At 66.2% G+C, this 25644-nt stretch carries 28 protein-coding genes, 1 tRNA gene and 2 pseudogenes; 16 read left to right on the forward strand and 15 right to left on the reverse strand.

Translation table 11 applies throughout. The features are described from left to right. Nucleotides 1-174, forward strand: a complete 174-nt coding sequence (locus tag H9L12_RS07830; protein ID WP_187541267.1) for a hypothetical protein — start codon at nt 1-3, stop codon at nt 172-174. On the opposite strand, the gene H9L12_RS07835 is transcribed toward H9L12_RS07830, so the two are convergent. From H9L12_RS07835 to H9L12_RS07845, 3 genes are all read right to left on the reverse strand, one after another. Beyond that, nucleotides 146-853, reverse strand: a complete 708-nt coding sequence (locus H9L12_RS07835; protein ID WP_187541268.1) for a CoA transferase subunit A — start codon at nt 851-853, stop codon at nt 146-148. The genes H9L12_RS07830 and H9L12_RS07835 overlap by 29 nt on opposite strands. 50 nt (nt 854-903) lie before the next feature. After that, entirely contained in the window at nt 904-1365 is a 462-nt protein-coding gene (locus H9L12_RS07840; protein WP_187541269.1) for a hypothetical protein, read from the reverse strand. A 143-nt stretch (nt 1366-1508) separates the two neighbouring features. Next, nucleotides 1509-1766 carry an SCP2 sterol-binding domain-containing protein gene (locus H9L12_RS07845; protein ID WP_246450289.1) on the reverse strand — a complete coding sequence of 86 codons (258 nt, stop codon included), beginning with the start codon at nt 1764-1766 and terminating at the stop codon, nt 1509-1511. A 137-nt stretch (nt 1767-1903) separates the two neighbouring features. On the opposite strand from H9L12_RS07845, the gene H9L12_RS07850 reads away from it, so the two are divergent. Further along, nucleotides 1904-3331, forward strand: coding sequence for an NAD-dependent succinate-semialdehyde dehydrogenase (locus H9L12_RS07850; protein ID WP_187541270.1), 1428 nt, complete (start codon nt 1904-1906; stop codon nt 3329-3331). Here H9L12_RS07850 and H9L12_RS07855 read toward each other — a convergent pair. Next, nucleotides 3328-3705 carry a hypothetical protein gene (locus H9L12_RS07855; protein WP_187541271.1) on the reverse strand — a complete coding sequence of 126 codons (378 nt, stop codon included), beginning with the start codon at nt 3703-3705 and terminating at the stop codon, nt 3328-3330. The two genes, H9L12_RS07850 and H9L12_RS07855, sit on opposite strands and share 4 nt — an antisense overlap. A 264-nt stretch (nt 3706-3969) precedes the next feature. On the opposite strand from H9L12_RS07855, the gene H9L12_RS07860 reads away from it, so the two are divergent. After that, the gene (locus H9L12_RS07860) at nt 3970-5511 is read left to right on the forward strand and encodes an MFS transporter (protein WP_246450290.1); all 1542 of its coding nucleotides are present in this window, start codon (nt 3970-3972) and stop codon (nt 5509-5511) included. 4 nt (nt 5512-5515) lie between these two features. Here H9L12_RS07860 and H9L12_RS07865 read toward each other — a convergent pair whose 3' ends face one another. Next, on the reverse strand, nt 5516-6655 hold the full coding sequence (locus H9L12_RS07865) for an acyl-CoA dehydrogenase family protein (protein WP_187541272.1): 1140 nt from the start codon (nt 6653-6655) through the stop codon (nt 5516-5518). A 150-nt stretch (nt 6656-6805) separates the two neighbouring features. Here H9L12_RS07865 and H9L12_RS07870 point away from each other — a divergent pair, with 150 nt between their 5' ends. Next, entirely contained in the window at nt 6806-7504 is a 699-nt protein-coding gene (locus H9L12_RS07870) for a winged helix-turn-helix transcriptional regulator (RefSeq protein ID WP_187541273.1), read from the forward strand. 149 nt (nt 7505-7653) lie between these two features. Here H9L12_RS07870 and H9L12_RS07875 read toward each other — a convergent pair whose 3' ends face one another. Beyond that, nucleotides 7654-7977: a hypothetical protein gene (locus H9L12_RS07875; protein ID WP_187541274.1), complete on the reverse strand. Its 324-nt coding sequence runs from the start codon at nt 7975-7977 to the stop codon at nt 7654-7656. Between the two features lie 282 nt (nt 7978-8259). On the opposite strand from H9L12_RS07875, the gene H9L12_RS13940 reads away from it, so the two are divergent. From H9L12_RS13940 to H9L12_RS07890, 3 genes are all read left to right on the forward strand, one after another. Continuing rightward, the gene (locus tag H9L12_RS13940; protein ID WP_281399782.1) at nt 8260-8847 is read left to right on the forward strand and encodes a calcium-binding protein; all 588 of its coding nucleotides are present in this window, start codon (nt 8260-8262) and stop codon (nt 8845-8847) included. 109 nt (nt 8848-8956) lie between these two features. Continuing rightward, nucleotides 8957-10165: a pyrophosphate--fructose-6-phosphate 1-phosphotransferase gene (locus H9L12_RS07885; protein ID WP_223177097.1), complete on the forward strand. Its 1209-nt coding sequence runs from the start codon at nt 8957-8959 to the stop codon at nt 10163-10165. 48 nt (nt 10166-10213) lie between these two features. Next, complete coding sequence (locus H9L12_RS07890; protein ID WP_187541276.1) at nt 10214-11866, forward strand: thiamine pyrophosphate-binding protein; 1653 nt, start codon at nt 10214-10216, stop codon at nt 11864-11866. 314 nt (nt 11867-12180) lie between these two features. On the opposite strand, the gene H9L12_RS07895 is transcribed toward H9L12_RS07890, so the two are convergent. Further along, entirely contained in the window at nt 12181-12840 is a 660-nt protein-coding gene (locus H9L12_RS07895; protein ID WP_187541277.1) for a protein-L-isoaspartate(D-aspartate) O-methyltransferase, read from the reverse strand. 33 nt (nt 12841-12873) lie between these two features. After that, nucleotides 12874-13869: pseudogene (gene thiS, locus H9L12_RS07900) on the reverse strand (sulfur carrier protein ThiS). A gap of 49 nt (nt 13870-13918) precedes the next feature. Between thiS and H9L12_RS07905 the strand changes: the two are divergent. The 4 genes from H9L12_RS07905 to H9L12_RS07920 are packed head-to-tail and all read left to right on the forward strand — an operon-like array spanning nt 13919 to nt 16987. Further along, nucleotides 13919-14359: a type II 3-dehydroquinate dehydratase gene (locus H9L12_RS07905; RefSeq protein WP_187541278.1), complete on the forward strand. Its 441-nt coding sequence runs from the start codon at nt 13919-13921 to the stop codon at nt 14357-14359. A 36-nt stretch (nt 14360-14395) separates the two neighbouring features. Next, nucleotides 14396-14887, forward strand: coding sequence for an acetyl-CoA carboxylase biotin carboxyl carrier protein (gene accB, locus H9L12_RS07910; RefSeq protein ID WP_246450293.1), 492 nt, complete (start codon nt 14396-14398; stop codon nt 14885-14887). A gap of 10 nt (nt 14888-14897) precedes the next feature. Continuing rightward, entirely contained in the window at nt 14898-16247 is a 1350-nt protein-coding gene (accC, locus tag H9L12_RS07915; RefSeq protein WP_187541279.1) for an acetyl-CoA carboxylase biotin carboxylase subunit, read from the forward strand. A 35-nt stretch (nt 16248-16282) separates the two neighbouring features. After that, a complete protein-coding gene (locus H9L12_RS07920; protein ID WP_187541280.1) occupies nt 16283-16987 on the forward strand; it encodes an energy transducer TonB in 705 nt (234 codons plus the stop codon). 82 nt (nt 16988-17069) lie between these two features. On the opposite strand, the gene H9L12_RS07925 is transcribed toward H9L12_RS07920, so the two are convergent. Beyond that, the gene (locus H9L12_RS07925) at nt 17070-17639 is read right to left on the reverse strand and encodes a glycine zipper domain-containing protein (protein WP_187541281.1); all 570 of its coding nucleotides are present in this window, start codon (nt 17637-17639) and stop codon (nt 17070-17072) included. Between the two features lie 333 nt (nt 17640-17972). Then, a complete protein-coding gene (locus tag H9L12_RS07930) occupies nt 17973-19316 on the reverse strand; it encodes a L,D-transpeptidase family protein (protein WP_187541282.1) in 1344 nt (447 codons plus the stop codon). A 226-nt stretch (nt 19317-19542) separates the two neighbouring features. On the opposite strand from H9L12_RS07930, the gene arsC reads away from it, so the two are divergent. Together arsC and aat are read left to right on the forward strand one after the other, a co-directional pair. Next, on the forward strand, nt 19543-19890 hold the full coding sequence (gene arsC, locus H9L12_RS07935) for an arsenate reductase (glutaredoxin) (protein ID WP_187541283.1): 348 nt from the start codon (nt 19543-19545) through the stop codon (nt 19888-19890). 56 nt (nt 19891-19946) lie between these two features. Continuing rightward, nucleotides 19947-20654 (forward strand): leucyl/phenylalanyl-tRNA--protein transferase, encoded by a 708-nt coding sequence (gene aat, locus H9L12_RS07940; RefSeq protein ID WP_223177168.1) that lies wholly within the window; start codon nt 19947-19949, stop codon nt 20652-20654. Between the two features lie 35 nt (nt 20655-20689). On the opposite strand, the pseudogene H9L12_RS07945 reads toward aat, so the two are convergent. The 5 genes and pseudogenes from H9L12_RS07945 to H9L12_RS07965 form a co-directional block, all read right to left on the reverse strand. Next, a pseudogene (locus H9L12_RS07945) lies at nt 20690-20923 on the reverse strand (DUF2155 domain-containing protein); the annotation flags it as partial. Nucleotides 20924-21087: 164 nt separating this feature from the next. Then, a complete protein-coding gene (locus tag H9L12_RS07950) occupies nt 21088-21471 on the reverse strand; it encodes an NADH:ubiquinone oxidoreductase subunit NDUFA12 (RefSeq protein ID WP_187541285.1) in 384 nt (127 codons plus the stop codon). Nucleotides 21472-21522: 51 nt separating this feature from the next. Beyond that, nucleotides 21523-21969, reverse strand: coding sequence for a DUF192 domain-containing protein (locus H9L12_RS07955; protein ID WP_187541286.1), 447 nt, complete (start codon nt 21967-21969; stop codon nt 21523-21525). 14 nt (nt 21970-21983) lie between these two features. Beyond that, entirely contained in the window at nt 21984-22559 is a 576-nt protein-coding gene (locus H9L12_RS07960) for a cold-shock protein (protein WP_187541287.1), read from the reverse strand. 81 nt (nt 22560-22640) lie between these two features. Further along, nucleotides 22641-23213 (reverse strand): regulatory protein RecX, encoded by a 573-nt coding sequence (locus H9L12_RS07965; protein ID WP_246450295.1) that lies wholly within the window; start codon nt 23211-23213, stop codon nt 22641-22643. A gap of 101 nt (nt 23214-23314) precedes the next feature. Between H9L12_RS07965 and H9L12_RS07970 the strand changes: the two genes are divergently transcribed. The 3 genes from H9L12_RS07970 (at nt 23315) to secE (ending at nt 25639) form a co-directional block, all read left to right on the forward strand. Then, nucleotides 23315-25060 carry a fatty acyl-AMP ligase gene (locus H9L12_RS07970; protein ID WP_187543221.1) on the forward strand — a complete coding sequence of 582 codons (1746 nt, stop codon included), beginning with the start codon at nt 23315-23317 and terminating at the stop codon, nt 25058-25060. Nucleotides 25061-25107: 47 nt separating this feature from the next. Next, nucleotides 25108-25183, forward strand: a tRNA-Trp gene (locus H9L12_RS07975). Nucleotides 25184-25441: 258 nt separating this feature from the next. After that, nucleotides 25442-25639, forward strand: a complete 198-nt coding sequence (gene secE / locus H9L12_RS07980) for a preprotein translocase subunit SecE (RefSeq protein ID WP_187541288.1) — start codon at nt 25442-25444, stop codon at nt 25637-25639. Nucleotides 25640-25644: the final 5 nt, after the last annotated feature.

The following is a 25644-nucleotide window of genomic DNA, read 5'->3' on the forward strand; positions in this document are numbered from 1 at the left end:
ATGCCCGACGGCGCCTTGGTCGGCTCCGGCGGACGCGGCGGATCGATGGCGACGATGGGCGGCGGGCTGACCGACGCGACCGTGACGACCGGCGCGGTCGACGCGCAGGCCGACAGCAGAAAGGCGGGAACGACGGCCAAACGCATCAGGCGGCGCGCTCCCGCGTGGTCGTGAATTCGATCTTCTTGTCGTAGGGACTGCCATTGATCAGCCGCTTCACGTAGATCGACGGCAGGTGGATCGCGTCGGCATCGAGGCTACCGACGGGCACGATCTCCTCGACCTCGGCGACGCAGATCTTGCCGCAGGTCGCGGCGGGCGCGTTGAAGTTGCGGGCCGTCTTGCGGAACACGAGGTTGCCCGCCTCGTCGGCCTTCCAGCCCTTGATGATCGCGAGGTCGGCGCGGATGCCGCGTTCGAGGATGTAGTCTTCACCGTCGAACGATTTCACCTCCTTGCCCTCGGCCACCTTCGTGCCGACGCCGGTCTTGGTGTAGAAACCGGGAATGCCGGCGCCGCCGGCGCGCATGCGTTCCGCCAGCGTTCCCTGCGGACAGAATTCGACCTCCAGCTCGCCCGCCAGATACTGCCGCTCGAACTCCTTGTTTTCGCCGACGTAGGAGGAAATCATCTTCTTCACCTGCCGCGTACGCAGCAGCTTGCCGAGGCCTTCGTTGTCGATGCCGGCGTTGTTGGACGCGATGGTGAGATCCTTGACCCCGCTGGCGACGATGGCGTCGATCAGCCGTTCCGGGATGCCGCACAGGCCGAACCCGCCGGCGGCGATGGTCATGCCGTCGAACAGGAGGCCATCGAGAGCGGCAGCGGCATCGGCGTAAATCTTGTTGGCCATGAATCCTCCTGTTGGCCGTGGCCCTAGGGCGGCGGGCGGCGGCGGGTCAACTAGCGTGCTGGGGTCAACGCGTCGGGGCTGTCGGGGATGAGTTCGCGGGCGCCTTCGGGCAGGCGGTTGAGGATCGGTTGGACCGTCGGATTCGATGGATACTGGCCGCCGGTGAAGCGCAGCAGCGCGGTCCCGGCCTCGCGGCCACCGCCGCCGACACCGACGGCGAGGTCGTTCCAGCCTTCGCGGCTGGTGCGCAGCCGGTGGACCGGCAACTGCGTGACGCTGGTCTGTCCGACGCTTCGCCAACCCCTGCCCGACGGGGTGAGGATGACGAGCGCGCAGCCGCCGCTTCCGCAGTGGCCAAGATCGGCGACATACACCAGCGCTTCATCCCGCTCGTCGCCGCCGATATCGGCATAGCGGACCGCTGCGCGAGCCGAGGGGTCAAGGTCGCCAAGCGCCCGCGCCACCGCGTCGATCACCTCGGTTCGACGGGGGTCGGCCGGCGTCGCAGCCACGGCCTCGTTCGCGGGAACAATCGGTGCCGGCGCGAGGTCATTGGCGACAGGCCGGTCCACATCCGGGTCCGCCGCCCGCAGGCGGCGCAGAGAAGCAGGATCGATCCGGCCAGCGCCGAACGCATGGGCGTATCTCCCTGGCGTCAGCCCCGAAGCTTCGACAGGACGCCCTGCAGCTGCAGGGCGTTCGACATGTCGCCTTCGACCTTGAGCTTGCCGGTCATGAAAGCGGTCATCCCGTCGAGCTGCCCCGACGACAGCGCTTCCCAGTCCGCCCAGGACACCTTGATGGTGGTATCGGCGTCGCCGTCGCCTTCGCTCACGCTGTTGCTGGTGCCATCGAGCATGACCGCGCCCTCGTCGCCGCCGAAGTCGATCTTGATCTTCTTGCCCGGGATCACCGCCCGGCTTCGTTCATCTTGGCGACCAGTTCCGACTTCGTCATGGCATCGTCTCCTTTGCTTTCCGCCGTAGCGAGCGCGCGGGAACGCTTCAAGACGGGTTGGCGGATGCGGGGTGCGAGCCTATCTGCGAGGCCATGAGCTACGACACCGACCTCAAACTCTTCATCGACGGCAGCTGGCGTTCGGGCGAAGGCCGCGGCACGCACGACGTCGTCAACCCGGTCAGCGGCAGCGGCATCGCCGCGCTCCCGCTGGCCACCAAGGCCGACATCGACGAGGCGCTGGCCGCTGCGAACCGGAGCTGGCCCGAATGGCGCGCGACCGATGTCGAGAAGCGGGCCGCGATCCTGCACAAGACCGCCGACCTGCTGAAGGAACGCGCCGACCATATCGCAAGCATTTTGACGCAGGAGCAGGGCAAGCCGGTCGGCGAAGCGCGGCTGGAAGTGCTGGGCAGCGCGTCGATGTTCAGTTGGTACGCGGAAGAGATCAAGCGCGACTATGGCCGAACGCTGGTGCGCCCGAGCGGGCAGCGGTCGATCGTCATCCGCCAGCCGGTGGGCCCGACCGCGACCTTCACGCCGTGGAATTTCCCGATCTATTTGCTGGCCAAGAAGGTCGCCGCCGCCCTTGCCGCCGGCTGCACCGTCATCAGCCGCCCGCCGCAGGAAACGCCGGGCTGCACCGGCGAACTGTTCCGAGCCTTGGCCGATGCCGGCATTCCGAACGGTGTCGCCCAGCTGGTGCACGGCGAGGCCGACCTGGTCAGCCGCACGCTGATCGGATCACCCGTCATCCGCAAGGTCAGCTTCACCGGGTCGGTCCCGGTCGGAAAGCACCTGATGAAGCTGGCGGCCGACGACATGAAGCGGATCACGCTGGAGCTTGGCGGCCACGCGCCGGTGCTGATCTTCGACGATTGCGACCTCGACAAGACGCTCGACATGGTCGTGCCGCAGAAGTTCCGGAACGCCGGACAGGTCTGCGTGTCGCCGACGCGCTTCTACGTCCAGGAGTCGATCTACGACGCCTTCCTGAAGGGCTTCGCGGAGCGCACCGCCAAAGTGAAGGTCGGGGACGGCCTGTTGCCCGACACCAAGATGGGCCCGCTGGCCAACGATCGCCGTCCCGAGGCGATCGCCGAGCTGGTCGGCGACGCGGAGGCCCACGGCGCGCGCGTGTTGGCCGGGGGCCACAAGGGCGACAGCGGCTTCTTCTTCCAGCCTACCTTGCTGGGCGACGTCCCGAGCGACGCGCGGATCATGAACGAGGAGCCGTTCGGCCCGGTCGCGGTTACCGCCCGCTTTTCGACCTTCGACGAGGCGATCGAGCAGGCCAACCGCCTGCCGTTCGGGCTGGCCGCCTTTGCCTTCACCGAGAACGGACGCCGCGCCAATCTGCTCGGCGACGCGATCGAGAGCGGGATGGTCGGGATCAACAGCTTCGCCATCTCGACCGCCGACGCACCGTTCGGCGGGGTCAAGGATTCAGGCTTCGGCAGCGAGGGCGGCAAGGAAGGCCTGGAAAGCTACCAGGTCGTGAAGGCGATCCACCAGGCCTAGCGGCGCCACAGCTCCAGCTTCGGGAGCAGGCCGGCCACCTCGTCGCTCTGTTCGGGGCGCGAGTAGATGCGTTCGACCAGCTTCCACTTGCGGCGCACCCTGGACTTCTTCCACAGCGCCGTGACCCACATCGGGCCCGACCAGTCGTGCCCGTCGATGGCGGCCTTGAGGTCGAGCTGGGTCGCGAAGACGGTCACCGAACCGACGTCGCGGACGTAGATGTCACCGAAACGGTACGACGAGCAGGTGAAGCGGTCGGGCGCGGCGTCGAACCAGCTCTTGCCGTCAAGGATGACGCAGGGCTTGGTCCCATCACCAGGCGGAAGTTGCGCGCGGTGGCTGCTTTCAGCGCCTTGAGGTCGCCGTTGACCCACGACCGCATCCAGTGATGCTCCATGGTTTCGATCTGAGCATGACGTTCGGACATGGAAGCGGCGGATACAACAGCGCCCCGAAGTTGCAAGGCTAGGCCGCGCGCATGCGATGCGCTACGCCAGTCGTCGATGGAGGATTCAAGCCGGATCGATGCGTTCACGGACGCGGCGTTCGCGTAGCCGGCTCACGCGCAACGATGTGATGCGGCAAGCGAATATTCGTTGCCTGCTGGCGTTCGCGAGCAGGACCGCTAAAGGCGCGCAATGGCCACGACCGCAACCCCTCCCCGCTCGCGCATGCCGCTGTTCTGGATTGGCTGCGCCCTGATCGCCGTCGGCGTAGCGCTTCACCTGCCGATGCTGGCGATGGCGCACAGCATGGGCAACCATCTCGTCGGCATGCCGATGGATGCCGAGATGTACGCCGGGATGGCGATGATCATCGTCGGCGTACCGCTGGCGATTTTCGGCGCGCTGCCCGCGCAGCGGACGACGCACGACAGTCACGCGGGGACGTCCTACGAGGCGCCGGATTCGACGCCGCTGTCGAAGCACCACGCCGCGGTCCTGACAGTACTCATCTTCGGCCTCATCATCGACGTCATGAAGCCGGCCACGCTGGGCTTCGTCCTTCCCGGCTTGCGCGCCGAATATGGCATCGAGAAATCGGTGGCCGCCTACCTGCCGTTCGTTGCGCTGACCGGGACGACGGTGGGGTCGTTCCTGTGGGGCTGGCTGGCGGACATTTACGGCCGGCGGTCGTCCATCCTGCTGTCGACGATCCTGTTCGTGTCGACATCGATCTGCGGTGCAATGCCCGCGTTCCAGTGGAACCTGGTGATGTGCTTCCTGATGGGTGCGTCGGCCGGCGGGATGCTGCCGGTGGTCTACACCCTGCTGGCCGAGATCATGCCGCCCAAGCACCGCAGCTGGGTGCTGGTGCTGGTCGGCGGCGTCGGATTGGTCGGCGGCTATCTTGCCGCCAGTTTCTCCGCGCACACCTTCGAGCCAGTCTATGGCTGGCGCGCGCTGTGGCTGCAGGGTTTCCCGACCGGATTGATCCTGCTGGCGCTGGCCCGCTGGATCCCGGAGAGCCCGCGCTTCCTGAAGGAACAGGGGCGCGAGGATGAACTGGCCGACATGGAGCGCAAGTTCGGAATCGTCCCCCGCCGGCGCGCAGCGGTACCGGAGGATGCGGCCGTCGCCACCCAGCGGCACGGCAAGCTCACCGCCGCCCTGGTCATCACCGCGCTGGCGTGGAGCTTCGTCAACTTCGGGCTGCTGCTGTGGCTACCGACCGACCTCGAGGCGCGCGGGTTCAGCGCGGCGGTGGCCAGCGGGATCATCGCCAAGTCGGCGCTATTGGCGCTGCCGACGATCGCGCTCGGCGCGCTGCTCTATAGCCGGTGGAGCAGCAAGAAGACGCTGATCCTGACCATCGCACTGACGCTGGCGGGGCTGGCCGGTGCGTTGCTGCCGGCACCGGTGCTTGCGGATGAGCCGGTGCTGATCACCGTGATCGCGCTATTGGTCGTCGGGACGAACGGGTTGATCGCCGTGCTGCTGCCCTACGCGGCAGAGAATTACCCGCTTGGCATCCGCGGCCGCGCCACGGGCCTGATCGCCGGGGCGAGCAAGGTCGGCGGGGTCGCGGTGCAGGCCTTCGCGCTGGCCGGCCTGATCCCGACCCTTGGCGGTGCGGCGGTCGCCCTGCTGGCGCCGATGGCGATCTCGATCGGCCTGGTCGGCTATGCCGGGCGCGAAACGCGGGGCCGGTCGCTCCGGGAGCTGGAAGCGACCGGCTGACCCGTCAGCCGTTGATGTCCCAGCCGAGCGCGACGCGCCCGGTGAAGTCGAGCTGCGGCTTTTCCTGCATCGGGTGGAAGCGCGCCGCCTGGATGTCGCGGAAGGCGCGTTCCAGCCCGACCTTGCGATAGAAGGCCGCGCCGCCGGCGACTTCCATCGCCTTGGCAACCGTGTCGATCGCGTTCCGGCCGACGAGCGTTCGCAGTTGCATCGCCTCGCTGGTCGTTTCGGGCCCCGGCGTGCCGGTCTCGGCAATCTCGACCATCCGGCGGTGCGCCAGCCGGGCGGTGAGCAGTGCGTTTTCCATCTCGCCGGCCAGTTGGGCCAGCATCGGGTCGGCCGGCCGTTTCCTGGCCAGTTCCAGCGCCCGCGTCCGCGCGCCTTCAGCGACGCCGACATAGGCCGCATAGATCAGCGCGAAGGCAATCATGGAGACGATGTGGAACAGCATGTGCCATTCCCCCTGCGGACGCTTGCCGGCAATGCCGGCGTCGGGGATGAACACGCCGTCGAACACGACGTCGTCGGACCCGGTGCCTCGCATGCCCATGGTCTGCCAGGTCGACGCGATCGACACGCCCTCTCCCTTCAGCGGTGCGGCGAAGTGGAGCACGGTCGGCCCTTCTTCCGGATCGTCGTAGACCGCGCTGGTCATCAGCAGGTCACCGGTCGGCGACCCGCTGGCGAACGCCTTCCGCGCCGTCAGGCGATAGCCGCCTTCGACCTTTTCCATCGTGCCGGCGCTCTTCAGCCAATCCGAACCGCCGCTCGACACCAGCTTGAGCTTTTCCGCGACGATCCGCTTCATCAGGCCGTCGGTCGGTGCGCCCATGTGCTGCCAGCGCCACGCGGCGACCGCAACGATATGGCTGTGCATGGCCGCCGCCAGGGCGGTCGAGCCGCACGAGGCGCCGATGATGCGGATCGCGTCGCAGATTTCGCCGACGCTGGCGCCGCCGCCGCCAAGCTCGGCCGGGACGAGTGCAGCGAAGAAACCCGCTTCTTCCAGCGCGTCGAACCCTTCGGCGACGAAACTGTCGTCGGCATCGTGCGCCGTGGCGCAATCGGCGATGCGTGCCGCGATGGCAGTCGCCGTGTCGGTCCAGTCCACGGTCATCGGCAGATTGCCTACTACATTCAGCATTGAAGTTCCTCCCTTTCGAGCACGGAGAAGTCTTATGCCGACCGGCCCGACGCCCTCTAGTTCAGGAACTGAACTGCCCCAGTACAGAAACTGAAGTTATGGAGCCGCGGGCCGGTTCACGGTATGGTGACCGGCAAGGGAGGCACGGCGATGCCCGAGCGCAGTTACGGCCAATTCTGTCCGGTGGCGATGGCGACGGAGATCCTGTGCACCCGCTGGACGATCCTGTTGCTGCGGGAGCTGCTGGCCGGATCGACCCGGTTCAATGAACTTCGCCGCGGACTGCCGCGGATGTCCCCCGCCCTGCTGTCGCAACGGCTGAAGGAGCTGGAGGACGCCGCCATCGTCGAGCGGGCGCCTATCGCTGGAGAGCCGGGAGTCAACGAATATCGCCTGACCGAGTCGGGCCGCGAACTGGAGCCGCTGGTGTTCGGTTTCGGGCGCTGGGGCCAGCGTTGGGTGTCGAGCCAGTTGTCGCTGCAACAGCTCGATGCCCAGTTGCTGATGTGGGACATGCGCCGCAACCTCAGCTTCGACCCGATGCCCGACAGCAAGCAGGTCATCCAGTTTCTCTATCCCGACGCGCCGCAGAAGGAGCGCAGCTGGTGGCTGATCGTCGATCCCGACGCGCCGGTCGACCTGTGCAGCATCGACCCCGGTTTCGACGTCGATCTGTATGTCACCGCCAAGCTTCGGGCGATGACCGCCATCTGGATGGGCATCGAAAGTGTCGCCAGCGCGAAGGCCGATGAAGATTTGATCCTGACCGGCGACGACCGGCTGGCGCGCACCATGCAAAGCTGGCTCGGCTGCAGTCCCTTCGCGGCCGAGGAACGGTGCGTCGCCTGACTATGTGCAGGCGCGCTCGCGCCGGTTGATTCCATATTCGACCGACGCCTTGAGCGCGGCCGGCGGTGCCGGGAGCGGCAGGGAAGCGGAATTTGCCCTGCCGCTCCTCCGGGGATCAACCACCCGTCAGGCCGACACCGCGGAGCACGTCAGTCGCAGGCGGTGACGACCATGTCGCCGCCCTGACCGTCGTGCAGCCCCGGCGCGCCGTGCTGCGGACCGAGCGTCTCGGCGTCAACGCCGGGGGCGCTCGCAGAATGGTGCACGTTGTAGTGGAATTGATTGAACGCGTACTGCAGGTCGGGATGGTCGCAGATATTCGGGCCAACCTCGACCCGGCTTCCGTTCGGGGTCAGGACATAGTGTTGATGGGGCCGAACGTTTGTCAGCATGCTCCCGGGGTCGGCGAAAGCTCCGCCCACCGGCGCCAGCGCGAATACCGAGGCGATCAGGCCCGCAGAATATTTCGTCATCGCCAATCTCTCCTTTTGTCGGCTCGCCATCCACTGGCGAGACCGGGAAGTCCTTTGCCCTCCGCGGCATGGCTTCAATGAAGAGCTGACGATGAAAAGCTGACCATTTGCCGACGGAGCATGATTGGCGGGTGAAGCGGACGAGAAGCTGCCAACCCTTCTGTCTTACCGATCCGGGATGTCCGATCCCGCAGCCGAGCGGCTCAGCCACAGATCGAGGCACCTTGTCGGCTTTGTTAACTGGCGTTAACAATGTCCTTAAGTTCATTCGGGGAGGCAAGCGTGGGAACTTACAACGGAAATCATAAGTCCCAGACGATCAACGCATCGAACAAGGCCGACTCAATCTTTGCGCGCGGGGGCGATGACACCGTTTACGCCAACGGCGGCGACGACCAGGCGTGGGGAGGCCATGGCCACGACATCGTCTATGGCGGCGGCGGCAACGACACCCTTCGCGGAGGCGAAGGCAACAACGCCGACGAAGGTAATGATGCTCTCTATGGAGAGGCCGGCAACGACACTCTTATAGGCGAGAGAGGTAATGACTTTCTCGACGGCGGAGATGGAGATGATCAGCTGATTGGCGGCGAAGGAGACGATACGCTCGTCGGGGGTGCGGGTGCCGACAACTTCGCCTTCTATCCCGGCTGGGGTCCGGCCGGTAACGACCGCATCCTCGATTTCACGTCGGGCGAGGACACGCTCGATCTTCGCGTTTATCAATTATCCCAGGCCGATGTAGTGATCACATCGTCAGGTTCCGATTCACTCGTCGCGGTCGATGTGAATGGCGACGGGCTGGCGGACTTCCAAATTACATTAGTGGGTGCGTCCTCCCCGGTCTGGTCGGATTTTCTTTTGGTTTGAGAAAGCCGCCGAGCCGAGCGCTACGGTGAGATTCGAGTGTCCACGCTGACCCAATGTAGACGGCAAGCGCTTACGTTTGGGCTAGCCCCCGCCCCGTTGAGGCGGCAATATGCGTCTCGTGCCTGTGACCACCGTTGCCATGCTCACCGCCGGCGGACTTGCGCCGTGTCTGTCGTCCGCGGTCGGCGGGCTGATCGAGCGCTACAGCGCGATTGCGCCAGACGTTCGCGTCATCGCCTATCGCAATGGATATGCCGGACTGCTTACCGGTGACAGCGTCGAAGTGGATGATCGCCTGCGGGCGGTGGCCGGACGCCTGCACGGGTTCGGCGGCAGCCCGATCGGCAACAGCCGGGTCAAGCTGACCAACGCCGGGGATTGCATGAAGCGCGGGCTGGTGCGCGAGGGCGAAGACCCGCTGCACGTCGCCGCCGAGCAATTGCGTCGCGACGGCGTCGACGTGCTCCACACCATCGGCGGAGACGATACCAACGGCACCGCCGCCGACCTTGCCGCCTATCTTCGCGGTAACGGGTACGAGCTCACCGTCGTCGGCCTGCCCAAGACGATCGACAATGATGTCATCCCCATCCGCCAGTCGCTCGGCGCATGGACCGCGGCGGAACAGGGCGCGCTCTATGCCCGCAACATCATCGCCGAGCATTCGTCCAATCCGCGCATGCTAGTCGTGCATGAAGTCATGGGTCGCAACTGCGGCTGGCTGACCGCCGCGACCGCGCTGGCCCATCACCAGTGGGTCAAGGGCGCCGGGTTCACCGAGTGGTTGGAAAACAGCGCCGAACGCTGGGACGTCCACGGCGTGTTCGTTCCCGAACGGCCGTTCGACATTGCCGACGAAGCGCGGCGGCTGCGCGACATCATGGACCGCGACGACGGCGTGAACCTGTTCATTTCCGAAGGCGCCGGCGTTCGCGAGATCGTCGCGGCGATGGAGGCGGCCGGCGACGAGGTGCCGCGCGATCCGTTCGGCCACGTCAAGCTGGACAAGGTCAATCCCGGCGCCTGGTTCGCGAAGCAGTTCGCCGAGGCGCTCGGCGCGGAAAAGGTGCTGGTGCAGAAGAGCGGCTATTTCTCCCGCTCCGCGCCCGCCAACGCCGCCGACCTGGCGCTGATCCGCCGCTGCACCGACTTCGCCGTCGATGCCGCGCTGCGCGGCGAATCCGGCGTGATCGGCGAGGATGAAGAACGCGGCGACGAACTTCGCGCGATCGAGTTCGAACGGATCGCCGGCGGCAAGGCGTTCGACACCGCGACGCCATGGTTCACCGAATTGCTGCGCGACATCGGCCAGGCCTGACGCTTAGCGGCTCCCCAAAGCCGCCCTTCCCCGCTAGAACCCCGCCGCATGACGATACGCACCGGTGGCCAGATCCTTGTCGACCAACTAGAGGCACAAGGATGCGACCGCATCTTCACCGTGCCGGGCGAAAGCTTCCTCGCCGTGCTCGACGCGCTTCATGACGCCCCGGAAATCCAGACCGTGGTGTGCCGGCAGGAGGGCGGGGTCGCTTATATGGCCGACGCCGACGGCAAGATGACCGGGCGGCCCGGTGTCGCCTTTGTCACGCGTGGACCGGGCGCGACCAATGCCAGCGGAGGCGTCCACGTCGCTTTCCAGGATTCGACGCCGATGATCCTGTTCGTCGGCGACCTCGACCGCGCCGACCGCGATCGCGAGGGTTTCCAGGAGATCGACATGGCCGCCTTCTTCGCGCCGGTCGCCAAGTGGGCGGCGCGGATCGACGACGCGCGGCGCATTCCCGAATATGTCGCCCGCGCCTGGCGCGTCGCCACCAGCGGCCGGCCGGGCCCGGTCGTGCTCGCCATCCCCGAGGATATGCTTCGCGACGAGGTCGAGGCGATCGACCGCCCCGCCATCCCGCCGATCAACCAGCCGCCCTGCGCCGGCGCGATGGAGGCGCTGTTCGGATTGCTGAAGGAAGCGACCAATCCGGTGGCGATCATCGGCGGCGCCGGCTGGAACCCGGCCGCGGCGCATCACTTCGAGACCTTCGCCGCGCGGCATGGGATCCCGACGGCTGCCGCCTTCCGCCGACAGGACGCGATCGACAATGAGTGCCGGGTCTACGCCGGGCAACTCGGCTACGGCCCCAATCCGAAGCTGCAGCAGCGCATACGCGAGGCCGACCTGCTGATCGTGGTCGGCGCGCGGTTGGGCGAGAGCACGACCGATGGCTACAAGCTGATCACGCCCGATCATCCCGACCAGATCCTGGTCCATGTCCATCCCGATCCCAACGAGCTTGGCCGGGTGTTCAAGGCGGACCTGCCGATCTGCGCCGAGATGGACGAATTCGCCGAGGTTGCCGCCGACTGGCACGACCCCGATTTGGTGCCGTTCAAGGCCGGCCAGGAAGCGCACCAGGAATGGCTGGAGTGGAGCGATCCCAAGGCCCGCGAGGGCGTGGCGCTCGACCTCGGCCCCTGCGTTGCGGCGATGCGCGCGGCGATGCCGGCCAACACCATCATCTGCAACGGCGCCGGCAACTTCAGCGGCTGGTGGCACCGCTACTGGCACTATGGCGTGATGCCGACCCAGCTGGCCCCGACCAGCGGGACGATGGGCTATGGCCTCCCCGCCGCGGTGGCCGCCGCCTTGCGTTTCAAGGATCGACCGGTGGTGTGCGTAGCGGGGGACGGCGATTTCCTGATGAACGGGCAGGAACTGGCGACCGCTGCGCAATATGGCGCCGACCTGCTCGTCATCCTGGTCGACAATGGCGCGTATGGAACCATTCGCATGCACCAGGAGCGCGACTATCCGGCGCGCATCTCCGCGACCGAGCTGGCCAATCCCGACTTCGTCAAGCTGGCGGAAGCCTATGGCGGGATCGGCGAGCGGGTTGAGGCCACCGCGGACTTCGGCCCGGCGTTGCAGCGCATGCTGGGCGCCCGGGGCATTCGGCTCCTCCATTGCGTGACTGATGTCGAAGTGATCACCAATCAGACGACCATCGAGAAGCTTCGCGCCCGCTAGAGCCAGTCGTCTTCGTCGCGGCTCTTGCGGCCGAGGCGGTCATCGCCGATTTGCGAGCGAAGCCGCGGATCGATGTAGGTGTCGGACCGCTCGATTGGCCCGGGCACGAGTCCGAAGGCTTGTTGCCAGCGACCGTGGCCGGCGGCTGAAGCGGGAACGGGAAGCGGCAGACGATGGACGATATCCACGAACCGTCCGTGACGCTGGCTTTGCCGCAAACTCTGCTGCGAATGACGGGCCATGAAGAGATAACGACCGCCCATCGCCGTTTGATGTCGATTGGGCCGATCCGGAGTCGTTTTTCCAGGTTTCGGTCAAGGCCGGTGACCCTCCGCTCCGACCAGCGGCACGAACTGGACGCCGCACAATTCCTCGCGATGAATGGCGCCGTCAGCAGCCTTGACCAGCAGGATCAGCGACTGGCTCCACTGCTGCGACCCGACCGGCATGATCAGCCGTCCCCCTGGCGCGAGCTGATCGATGAGCGACGGCGGCACGTCCGGTCCCGAGGCGGAGACGATGATGACGTCGAACGGCGCCCGGTCGGGCACCCCAAGCGAACCATCCCCGCACCGCAGGTCAACGTTGGCGATCTGGAGGCTGACAAGCCTGTCGCGTGTTTCATTGGCCAACGCCTCATGCCGCTCGATCGCGACCACCTCGCGCGCCAGCCGGGCAAGGATCGCCGTCGCGTATCCCGATCCCGCACCAACCTCGAGCACTCGGTCGTCGGGCCGGATGTCGGCCGCGTCGATCATCAGGGCGACGATGTAGGGCTGACTGATGGTTTGTCCCTCCCCGATCGGCAGTGGCCGATCGCGATAGGCGAGATGCCGTAACTTTTCCTCGACAAAACAGTGGCGTGGGACCTCGCGCAGGGCGTCCAGCAAGGCGGGATCGTCGATCCCGCGCGCCCTGATCTGGCGTTCGACCATCGCGTGGCGTTCGGCCCCGAACAGATCTTCGTCGGCCATGACGGAAAAACCCGCGACGCGGCGTTGACGTTCCTAGATCAGGCCCGCCAGCGGGCTGCTGGGGTCGGCATATTTCCGCGTCCCCATCCGGCCCGACAGGTAGGCGTCGCGCCCGGCCTCGACCGCCAGCTTCATCGCCCGGGCCATACGGATCGGGTCCTTCGCCTCGGCGATGGCGGTGTTCATCAGCACGCCGTCGCAGCCCAGCTCCATCGCCACCGCCGCGTCGCTCGCCGTGCCGACGCCGGCATCGACCAGCACCGGCACCTTGGCCCCTTCGACGATCAGGCGGATGGTCACCCGGTTCTGGATGCCAAGCCCCGAACCAATCGGCGCGCCCAGCGGCATGATCGCGACCGCGCCAGCGTCTTCCAGTTGCTTCGCGGCGATGGGGTCGTCGACGCAATAGACCATCGGGTGAAAGCCCTCCTTGGCCAGCACCTCGGTCGCCTCCAGCGTTTCCTTCATGTTGGGATAAAGCGTGCGAGCCTCCCCCAGCACTTCCAGCTTGACCAGGTCCCAGCCGCCCGCCTCGCGCGCCAGGCGCAGCGTGCGGATCGCCTCGTCGGCGTTGAAGCAGCCGGCGGTGTTGGGAAGGTAGGTGATCTTCTTGGGATCGATATAGTCCATCAGCACCGGCTGGGTCGGATCGCTGATGTTCACCCGCCGCACCGCGACGGTGACGATCTCCGCCCCCGACGCTTCGACCGCGGCGGCGTTCTGGGCGAAGTCCTTGTACTTGCCGGTGCCGACGATCAGCCGCGAGGAAAAGGTGCGTCCGGCGACGCTCCAGGTGTCAGACAAAACTCAACCTCCGCCGACGAAGTGGACGATTTCGAACTGGTCGCCGTCCGCGACCCGCACCGTGCCGAGCGTCGAGCGCGGGACGATGGCACGGTTGTGCTCCACCGCGACCTTGGCCGGATCAAGGCCGAGGCCTTCGATCATCTCCGCCAGCGTGCAGCCGGCGGCGATCCGGCGGGTCTCGCCGTTGATGATGACGCTGGCGCTGTCGGTGGTTGCGGACATGGGTGCTTTCGCTTCACGAACGGGACGCGTGCCCATATAGGCGCTCCGCATGGCAACGCTACCGACGATCTTCGTCCTCAACGGCCCGAACCTCAACCGGCTGGGCCGACGCGAGCCGGAAATCTACGGCACGCAGACGCTCGACGGCATCGCGGCCGTGATGTCGCGGCGGGCCGAGGAACTGGGTGTGGCGGTCGACATTCGCCAGTCCAATCACGAGGGGCACCTGATCGACTGGCTGCACGAGGCCGAGGACAGCGGCGCGAAAGCGGTCATCATCAATCCCGGCGGCTATGGCCATACCTCGGTCTCGCTGCACGACGCGGTCAAGGCGATTGCCACGCCGGTCATCGAGGTCCACCTGAGCGATCCCGAAACGCGCGAGGATTTTCGCCACACCGACCTGGTCGCCCTGGCCGCCTTGCGCGTTATCAAGGGCCAGGGCGCTGAGGGTTACCTTACGGCACTGGACGCGGCCGCCTGTCTCTGACAGGAGGCCCGCACGTCATTTTCAGGGAATATTTTCATGGCTGATCCCAAGGGCGAGACCAACGCGATGCGCGTCGATTCGGCGTTGCTGCGCGAGCTCGCGGAACTGCTGTCTGCCAACGACTTGACCGAGATCGAGGTCGAGGACGGCGATCGCAAGATCAAGGTCCGGCGCGAGGCCGCGCCCGTCATCGCCCACGCCGCGCCGGCGGCCTATGCGCCTGTGCCGGCAGCTGCCGTTGCGCCACCCGCCGCTTCAGCCGCTTACCCATCGGAAGCGCCCGCTGCAGCCCCGGTCGATGCGATCAAGTCGCCGATGGTCGGCACCGCTTATCTGTCGCCCGAACCGGGCGCGAAGCCGTTCATCGCGGTCGGCCAGCCGATCAAGCAGGGCGACACGCTGATGATCATCGAAGCGATGAAGGTGATGAACCCGATCACCGCGCCCAAGGGCGGCAAGATTGCGCAGATCCTGATCGGGGACGCCCAGCCGGTCGAGTTCGACCAGCCACTCGTCGTCATCGAGTAAGGCCGTCACCATGCCGATCCAGAAGCTGCTCATCGCCAATCGCGGCGAGATTGCGCTGCGCATCCATCGCGCCTGCCACGAAATGGGCATCAAGACGGTCGCGGTCCATTCGACCGCCGACAGCGACGCGATGCACGTCCGGCTGGCCGACGAAGCTGTGTGCATCGGCCCGCCGCCGGCCAAGGACAGCTACCTCAACATCGCCAACATCATTTCGGCGGCCGAGATCACCCATGCCGACGCAGTACATCCTGGCTACGGCTTCCTCAGCGAGAACGCGCAGTTCGCGGAGATTGTCGAAAGCCATAACCTGATCTGGGTCGGGCCGAAGCCCGAGCACATCCGCATCATGGGCGACAAGGTCGAGGCCAAGCGTACGGCGGCCAAGCTCGGCCTGCCGCTGGTACCGGGCTCACCGGGTCCCTTGGACAGCGTCGCTGAAGCGCGCGAAATCGCGGCCGAGATCGGCTATCCGGTGCTGATCAAGGCGGCCAGCGGCGGCGGCGGCCGCGGCATGAAGGTCGTGCCGTCCGAAGACCAGCTGGAAAGCCTGATGGGCCAGGCTTCGTCGGAGGCCAATGCGGCATTCGGCGACCCGACGGTCTACATGGAAAAATACCTCGGCGATCCCAAGCACATCGAATTCCAGGTGTTCGGCGACGGCGAGGGCGAGGCGATCCACCTTGGCGAGCGCGATTGTTCGATCCAGCGCCGCCACCAGAAGGTCATCGAGGAAGCGCCCTCCCCGATCATCACGCCCGAACAGCGCGAGGAAATGGGCGAGGTCGTTCGCAAGGCGATGGCCGACATGGGCTATCGCGGCGCGGGTACGATCGAATTTCTCTACGAGAACGGCGAGTTCTACTTCATCGAGATGAACACCCGACTGCAGGTTGAGCATCCGGTGACCGAGATGATCACCGGCATCGACCTGGTGCGAGAACAGATCCGCATCGCCCAGGGCGACGGCCTGACCTGCCGCCAGGACCAAATCAATCTGCACGGGCACGCGATCGAGTGCCGCATCAATGCGGAAGATCCGCAGACCTTCGCCCCCTCGCCGGGCCTGGTGAAAAACTACGTCGCGCCGGGCGGGATGCACGTCCGCGTCGATAGCGGCCTGTACGCCGGCTATCGGGTGCCGCCCTATTACGACAGCATGATCGGCAAGCTGATCGTCTTTGGCACCACCCGCGAGCGCTGCATCATGCGATTGAAGCGGGCACTGGAAGAATTCGTCGTCGACGGAATGAAGACGACGGTGCCCCTTCACCAGCGGATCATCCAGACGCCGGAGTTCGCGGCGGGCGACTATACGATCAAGTGGCTCGAGCAATGGCTCGACGAGAACCCCGCCTGACGCACTGAAACGCCGCCCGGCCATCGCGCGTTGTAATGGCCGGAGCCGCCATGCCCTATCGCACCACGACCACACCGGCCGACCGGACCCGCGCGATTGCCGCGGTGGTGTTGATCCACGCTGCTCTTGGCGCGCTGTTGCTGAATGCGTCGACCAAGGTTGAAGCGCCCGCCCCGCCCGACGACACGCTACTGATCGACATTCCGCCCGAAGCCGAGCCGCCGCCTGAGGTACGCTCGAAGCCCAGGCCGAAGGACGCGGAAGGCGCCGCGGGCAAAAAGGCGGAAGCGACGCCGGTGGTTGCACCGCCTTCGCGCATCCCCGCCGCTTCCCCGGTCGTCGCAGCGCCGGTCGCCGGCAGCGGAACTGCGCCGACGTCGGGCGCCACGACAGCCGGAACCGGTTCCGGCGCTGGTGGCAGCGGTAGCGGAACGGGCGGCGGCGGCGGCGGCACCGGCGCGCAGTGGATATCCGGCGGGCTTCGCGACAGCGATTACCCCCGCGCCGCGCTTGCGGAGCGCCTGGGCGGGACGGTCAGCGTGCGCTTCACGGTGCTCACGACCGGTCGGATCGCCGACTGCCGCGTCACCCGGTCGAGTGGTTCCGCCCTGCTGGACGGGACGACCTGCCGCCTGCTGACCGAGCGCCTCCGCTTCCGCCCGGCGACCAATTCGGCGGGACAGCCGGTCACCTCCAGCGTCGGCAGCGACTTCACTTGGGGCGTAAGGACGCGGCGCTAGACAAAGCAATCCCGCCGGCCGCAGGTCGCGGCCGACGGGATGAATTCGCTGCCCCTACATCGGGCAGCGGGGGAGACGGTGGTTAGCCGCGTTCGCCGGTGGCCGGTGCCGGCATCGGCTGGGTCATCGGAGCGGTCGCACCCGGCGCACCCGGCTGGCCCGGATAGTAGGTGCCGTTGTAGACGTAGCCGTCGGCACGTCCGTCACGGTCGTTGTCGGCCCATACCGCGCCGGCGAGACCGCCGACCGCAGCGCCGATCACCGCGCCTTCGAGGACGCCGAGACCCGGGATGACCGCACCGGCAACGGCGCCGAGGGCAGCACCGCCGGCTGCGCCGGTGGCGACACGGCCAAGCGTCGGATCATAGCCCGACGGCGCACCCGAGTAGTAGGTGCCGTTCTGGACGTAGCCGTCGGCATATCCGTCATTGTTGTTGTCCGACCAGACAGCGCCGGCGAGACCGCCGACCGCCGCGCCAATCGCCGCGCCTTCAATGACGCTGACGCCCGGCGCAATCGCACCGACCGCAACACCGCCGGCCGCGCCGACAGCAGCGCCCTGCGCGACATCGCCGGCCATTTCACTGTTGGTGGCGCAAGCGCTTAGCGAGACGCTTCCTGCAAGCAGGATCGCGACAAAAGTCTTCTTCATGTGATGCTCCCTTTTTTCGTCCGTTCCGTAGAAGCGCGTCACCATCAGGGGGCTGACCAGCGGTCATAGGGATGCAGCTTCCGGACTCGTAACGAAAAGCAGCGAGACCTGTTCCGCTGTCGATTTTCGCGGCCATCACAGCGGCCTCGACGACGTCCAAGACGCATCATTACGGGACGACCGCGCGGAACTCGGCGTCGGTCCAACGGACCAGCGTACGCGGCCAAATCATCGACGGGCGGAAACTCCGCGCACGGAGAAGCGCGGCCCGATCGATCCTAGCGCCGCCGACAAGTCATGGAACGGCCGGCTTGCTCAGCCGGCCGTCCGGGATCAGTTCGATCCGCCGTAGTTGATCGCCGCCATCGCTTGGGAGTCGCGACGGTAGATGTCTTCGTAGAACGCCACCTGGCTACCCTGCGGCATGGCCGTCAGGTAGGCGAGATAGACGGGGACCGGCGCGTCGAGATCGACCCGCTGTTCCGGCTTGGCGCCCTTGGTGTTGAGCGGGCGGCCATAAAGCCACTTCGCCAGCTTTGGTGCCGATTCAAGGCGGACGCAGCCGGCACTGTACAGGCGGCTGTCGCCGGCCATCAGGTCTTTCTGTGGCGTGTCGTGCAGGTAAACGCCCTTGGGGTTCGGGAACATGAACTTCATCTTCCCCATCGCGTTCGCGACGCCCGGGTTCTGCCGCATGCGAAGCTGCACCTTACCAGCCGCAACCTGGTTCCAGTCGACTTCGGTCGGGCTGACCTTGCTGGGATTATCGGACCAGTCGGACAGTACGACATAGCCCTTCTTCGCCAGGTAGCTCTGGCCATCCTTCAGAACGTTCGGCGCAACGCGTTCCGCGACCAGGTCGGGCGGAAGGTTCCAGTACGGATTGACCGCCGTGTAGCGGATGAGGGCCGCCATCTGCGGGGTCGGCATGTCGGGCTTTCCGACAACCACCTTCATCGACCCGACGACCTTGCCGTTCTCCCACATCTCCAGCTGCTGGCTGGCGATGTTGACGAGCACGTAGCGGCCGGCCGAACGACCGGGGAGAATGCGGGCGCGTTCCATGTTCGCGCGGATGATCTGCGACTGGGCGCCTTCGCCAAACGTGCGCGCATTGATCAGCGCCTGGCGAAGCTCGCCATACACCGGGTTCATCCACGCGATGTCGCCGACATAGGCCGCGGCCGACCCGTAACGGGCGGCATCGGCAAGAACCTCGGCCGCGGCCGGGGCACGCGGCATCAGTTCGCGGTCGTTGATTTCCCAGCCGCTCGTGACCGGATTCACCGTCCGCATGGCCCGAACGTAGCGAACGAAATTCTCGCTCAGCAAACGGTCGGCGCGGAAAATCGCCTCCGGATCGCCGCTCTGTGCGCGGGTCATCGCGCGGCGAACAGCCTTGCGCTCGATCAGGTCGCTATCGACGCCGTCGAGCGACGCGGATTCGAACAGTTCGAGCAAGGCTTCCCCGCCCGAGAAGTTGCCGGTGCTCAACCAGAGCGGACGATAGGCGCGCGACTGATAGAAGGCGTCGATGTCGTTCTGGACCGCCGCGGTCACGGCATTGGGCGCCGCAGCCGCGATCGAAGGGGAAGCGCTTCCGAACGCGACTCCCGCAGCAATCATCAGCTTGACGGCGATCGCCGTCGGGCTGGATTGGATTGACGGGAAATTCATGTTCGGCTCCTTGGATGTCTTAAAAAACCGTAACGACGGTGATGCGCCACTGTTCCCGAGGCTTGCTGAATGCAGGCCGAATGTGGCCCCCAACCGCCTAAGATTGAAGGCGGATTTGGAATTTGTGCCGAGTCGGGACAAGTGTTGCAGTGCAATATACCATTGAATTCGACGATTGAATTGCATGTAAGTCACACCCACCGCTGCCAATGAGGGAGTAACGACGGTGAAGGCCACTATCTTCCACAACCCGGCCTGCGGGACGTCGCGCAAGACGCTCGCTTTGCTGGAAGACGCGGGAGCGGACATCACCGTAATCCGCTATCTGGAGACGCCGCCGAGCCGCGATGAGCTGAAGCGGTTGTACCAGCGGGCCGGCATGTCCGCGCGTGACGGCCTTCGCGCCAAAGAGCCACTGGCGAGCGAACTGGGCCTAAACGACCCCGGCGCCAGCGAAGACCAGATCCTCGACGCGATGATGGCGCATCCGATCCTGATCAACCGTCCCCTGGTCGAAACGGAGAAGGGCGTGGCCCTGTGCCGTCCACAGGAAGAGGTCGCAAAACTGCTGTGAGCGAACCGCTCGACCCGCGTTTGCTGCTTCGCGGCTATGCGGCCGGAATCTTTCCGATGGCCGACAGCCGCGATGCTCCGGACGTGTTCTGGGTCGAGCCGCGGATGCGGGCGATCCTGCCGCTCGAAACCTTCCATCTCTCCCGTTCCCTCGCTCGGCGGGTTCGGTCGGGCCGGTTCGAGGTCACGCGCGACCGGGCCTTTTCAAAGGTGGTGCTGGCCTGCGCTGACCGCAACGAGACGTGGATCAACAGCGAGATCGAACGGGCGACGCTGGGCCTCCACGCCGCCGGCCATGCCCATTCGATCGAGTGCTGGCGTGACGGCGCGCTGGTCGGGGGACTGTACGGGGTCCGTCTGGGCCGCGCATTTTTCGGGGAATCGATGTTCAGCCGCGAAGCCGATGCGTCGAAGGTGGCGCTGGCCTGGCTCGTGGCGCGGCTATTGCTGGGCGGGTTCACCCTTCTCGACTGCCAGTTCATGACCGAACACCTGGCCAGCCTCGGCGCGGAAAACGTCAGCCGCGCCGATTATGTGGGATTGCTTGGCACCGCGTTGGGGTCGGCTTCGATCGGTTCGGGGGAGTCGGCGGGCGCTGCCGGACCCGAGGGTGCCGGCGCGGCCGTTGCGGGAGCATCCGCGGCAGGAGCGTCCGGGCTCGCCGACTTCTTCGCGCTCGACGACGAACTGGAGGCACGGGGGCTGGCCGGAGCAGCCGCGCCATCGGGGAAGTTCATCGCACAGCTTTTGGGCCAAACATCGTAGACCGGGTGCTCGACGACGTTGAGCGACGGCGATTCCTTGTACAGCCAGCCCGAGAAAGCGCGCGCCCACTGACCGTCCGACCGTTGCACGTCGAGTTGGACGAACGCGCCGGTCAGCCGCTCCGCTTCCCACGGCGCAGTCGTCTCGCAGGCCCGCAGACGAACGACAGCATCCCGGATTCGAATGGCCTGGCCGGGTTTCAGCGTGATGTCTCGAACGATGCCGTTGCGCTTGTTGAGGAAGCCGAGCACCGCGACCCGCTCGGCCATCGGCGTCGTGCCCTCACCGACGCCAGCAGCAGCTTTAGGGACGTCGACCGTCACCGTGCTTTCCTGCGTATTGCGCGGCGTGTCCGCCGGACGCTTGTCGCAACCGGCCGCCAGCAGCGCGGCTGACGCCAGGAGTATCGACGGGGAAAGGATTCGCGACACGCTTATTCGGGTGTCCACGCCTGATAGTCGCCCGTCGCCGGGGCGCGGATACCCTTCCCGCCCATCGATCCGTCGGGGCGGTAGGCTTCGCGCGTGCCGGTCAGGTTGGGCCGCGGCGGCTGCTCGAACGAGCGCCGCGCTGGCAGTGCCGCCTCAGGCAGTTCGTCGATCGTCCCGCGCAGCCACGCGTTCCAGCCCGGCGGAACCCGGCTGCTGTCGTTCGACCCCGAATAGATGACCCAGCGGCGCCGAGGATCGCTGCGATGCTGGAAATAAACGTTGCCGTCCTCGTCGCGGCCGACTTCCTTGCCGTTGCGGCGGGAGAAGATGGACGTGCCCCAAGAGGCACCGTTCCACCAGGTGAAGGCGTTTGCGAATAGACCCATGACGTCGCTGCCTTTGCCCCGACTGGCGCTCCGAGGCAAGCTGGCCTTAGCCTACCATTCGACCTTGTCGCCGGCCTGGATCCCGAGCTCGGCCGACCGCCCGCCTGCCAGTTCCAGTACGGCGCCGACTGGCTCTCCGGCCATCACCGGTTCCAACGACAGCGGCGCCGCATTCGCCTCGATGCGGGCGATGGTGCCGTCCGCACGGACGAAGATCATGTCGAGAGGAATCAGCGTGTTCTTCATCCAGAACGATGCCTCGACCGGAGGATCATAGGGAAAGATCATCCCCCGGTCCGGCGCAAGGCTTTCGCGGTTCATCATGCCCGTGGCCTGTTCTTCAGGTGTGCGTGCGACCTCGACGGTGAAGCGGTGGACTTTCCTGTCGGCGGTGGTGACCGTCAGCGGGACCTGCTCCAGCCCCGCCGGCGACCGGTCGAGCGTGACCGCCGCCGATCCAGACGGCTGGCAGGCGGCAAGCCCGAAGGCGGCCGCCAACGCAAAATGAAAACCTAGTCTACGCGGATTTCGACGGCGGTGAGGCCCTTCTTGCCCTCGGCGATTCGCGCTTCGATCCGCTGCCCCGGCTCCAGGTCCGGCACCTGCGCCTGGCGCACCGTTTCCATGTGCAGGAAGATATCCTCCGCCGCTTCCGACGCCCGATTCCCGTCGATGCGGTTGAGAAAGCCGTAGCCCTTGACGCGGTTGAACCATTTAACCTCCACCGGCTCGAACGGACCGGCATTCGCGGCAAGCGCCTGGCGGTCGGCCCGGATCTCGCTTCCATTGGCCGTTCGGGGCGGCAACGGCAAGGCCGTCGACAGGTCAATCTCATCGATCCGCGAGGCCTGCAGCCCGCGTTCGTGACGCGCGGCCTGACCCCGGATGGTCGCGCCTTCCGGCAAGCTGCGGCGCCCGTGCTCCTTGAGCAGCGAGAAATGGACCAGGATATCGCCGTCAGTCGCCTCGCTGACCACGAAGCCGAAGCCCCGAGTCGCGTCGAACCATTTGACGCGCCCTTCGAACGCGAATTCCTCCGCAACCGCGGACGCAGTCTCACCGGCACCGGCCCCCGGTTGATCCGCCACGTTGATTACCTCCACACGCACAAGCGGTCTTTTACCATGAAGGCATGTGTCGTTAAACCGACATAACGACTTTGATCGAGATTATTCGTTTTCAAGCGAAACGGGATCAATGTCGCTGCCTGGCGGCAGGTCAATCAACCGCTTCACCAGCGCCATCGGATGTCCGGCGCGAAGCATCGCGGCAATCTGCCGCTCGCGGGTCTTGGGGTCGGGCACGTCGTGTGCGAACGGGCCGATCCGGCGACGTCGGGCGAAGCGGATCGCCGCATCGACGGCTCCCTTTTCCACTTCTCGCCTGGCCAGGTCCTGGTCCTGGCCGGCAATGCCTGCGGCGTGGAGAGCCAGATCGACGCGGCGCTCGCCATAGCCGCGGCCGAGCATCGACCGCGCCCGTGCCGAAGCGAACGCCTGGTCATCGACGTAGCCAAGCGCCCCCATCCGGTCGGCGACCGCCCGCGGGTCTGCGGGCGATGGTCCGTCCCATCCCCGTTCCCGCAATTTTCGAGACAGATAGGCGGCGAGCTTGGCCCTGCTGGTCGCGAATTTCCCGACGTAGGACAAGGCGAGTTCGTCCAGGCTGGCGGGGGTGAGTGCAGGCCGTGCTCGCCTGGGGGCGGATGATGGTGACGGCATCGCGCCATGTTTGTGCCACACTCGCGCACCATCAGGCTAGGGCCGTTCGGGGCCTGTTGGCGCATGACCGCCGGCGACTGAGGTTCAACAACCAGGATTGACGCGTGCTCGACCGCAACATCATGATCGACGGCGGACTTGCGCCCGAGGGCTGCACTCCCACCACCGACGACCTGCCGCGGCGCATCGCCGACTTCGCAACGCTCGGCGATGCATTGGACTATGCGGCGTCCGGCCGTCGCGGCATGAATTTCCACGACGGCCGTGGAACGCTGGTGCGCGCCTATCCCTATTCGGAATTGCGCGATGACGCGTTGATTAACGCGCGGCGGTTCATGACGCTGGGCCTCGCCAAGGGTGACCGGGTCGCGATCGTGGCCGAAACCGGCCCGGAATTCGCCGCCTGCTTCTTCGGCGCGGTCTACGCCGGCCTGTGGCCCGTGCCGCTGCCGTTGCCGACCAGCTTTGGCGGCCGCGACGCCTATGTCGACCAGCTTGTCGTCATGCTGACGTCCAGCGACCCGGCCCTGTTCCTGTATCCGCCAGAGCTGTCCGAATATGCGCAAGCAGCGGCGGCGAAGCGCAACGTGCCGGCGCGCAACTGGGATAGCCTGCCGGAGGTCGAACCGTCGCTCGCGTCGCTCCCCGAGACGCGGACCGACGAGATCGGGTACCTCCAGTACAGCAGCGGATCGACCCGTTTCCCGCATGGCGTCGCGGTGACGCATCACGCCCTTCTCGACAATCTTCGTGCACACGGCCTCGGGCTGAAGGTCGAGGACGCCGATCGCGTGGTCAGCTGGCTGCCGTGGTACCATGACATGGGGCTCGTCGGCTGCATGCTGTCGCCGATCGCCAACCAGATCAGCGTCGATTATCTGAAGACCGAGGACTTCGCCCGCCGTCCGCTGGCGTGGCTCGACATGATCAGCCGCAACCCCGGGACGACCCTCTCCTATTCGCCGACCTTCGGCTACGACATCTGCTCGCGCCGGATGAGCAGCGTGACGAAAGCGTCCGACCGCTTCGACCTGTCGCGCTGGCGGATCGCCGGCAACGGCGCCGATATGATCCGGCCGGACGTGATGCAGGCCTTCGTCGACAGCTTCGCCGATGCGGGTTTCAAGGCGCAGGCGTTCTGCCCGAGCTACGGCCTCGCCGAGGCAACGCTGGCCGTATCGCTGATGCCGCCGGGCGAGGGCATCCGTCTCGAACTGGTCGAGGAAAGCGAGCTGTCGGGCGTCGGCACGGAGGCGCAGGAACGTCCACGCCGCTACCGGGCGATCGTCAACTGCGGCAAGGCCGTCGAAGGCATGGAGATCGAGATCCGCGACGCCGACGGTTCGGTCCTCGACGACCGTTCGATCGGCAAGGTGTGGGTGCGCGGGCGTTCGATCATGGTCGGCTACTTCCGCGACCCGGAATCGACCGCGGCCTGCATGGTCGACGGTTGGCTCGACACCGGCGACATGGGCTATTTGTCCGGCGGCTACATCTTCATCGTCGGCCGCGCGAAGGACATGATCATCATCAACGGCCGCAACCACTGGCCGCAGGATATCGAGTGGGCGGTCGAGCAGCTGCCCGGCTTCAAGTCCGGCGACATCGCCGCCTTCGCCATCACCGGGCCGAGCGGAGAGGAAACGCCGGCGGTGCTCGTCCATTGCCGGGTCAGCGACCCCGACGAACGCGGCAAGCTTCGCGACGACATCAAGGAACGCGTTCGCGCCATCACCGGCATCTCGCCCGTCGTCGAACTGATCCCCCCGCGCACCCTGCCCCGCACCAGCTCGGGCAAGCTGTCGCGCACCAAGGCGCGCAACCTCTACCTTAGTGGCGAGATTGTCCCATTCGATGTCGCCGCCTGAACGCGCTTGCGCTTCATTCTTGTCGCGGGTAACCGGCGCCTCGGCCTAGGGGTATAGCTCAGTTGGTAGAGCATCGGTCTCCAAAACCGAGGGTCGTGGGTTCGAGTCCCCCTGCCCCTGCCAGGCCCGATGCGCCGAGCGTAGTGTAGCCGCGCCAAGAGCCGCGACGTGGCTGGCCAGTTTCTCGCTCAGCGATGAAAACGAACGTCACTGAATATACTTTCGAGACGGGCCTCCTCAGTAATCTTGCAAAGGCCACTCCCGCTCGCTAAGTCGCGGCCCCATGCGGACATGGAGGCAGGCGCTTCCCCTCGCCGGCCCGGCCGGAGCGGGGTAAGGGGCTGTATCCAACCGCCAGCGAACGACAGGACGGCAAGCATCGTGGCAAAGGTTTCCCCAGGCGAATATGTCAATCAGGTCCGCCGCGAGGCCGGCAAGGTCGTTTGGCCGACCCGCAAGGAGACCGTGACCACCGCGATCATGGTCCTGATCCTGACCCTGGCGCTCGCCGTCTTCTTCTTCGTCGTCGATTCGGGCTTCAGCGCGATCGTCAAGCAACTGCTCGGCCTGCTCGGCTAACTTCG

It is taken from the genome of Sphingomonas rhizophila (assembly GCF_014396585.1).
In the GTDB taxonomy this organism is placed as follows: Bacteria; Pseudomonadota; Alphaproteobacteria; order Sphingomonadales; family Sphingomonadaceae; genus Sphingomicrobium; species Sphingomicrobium rhizophilum.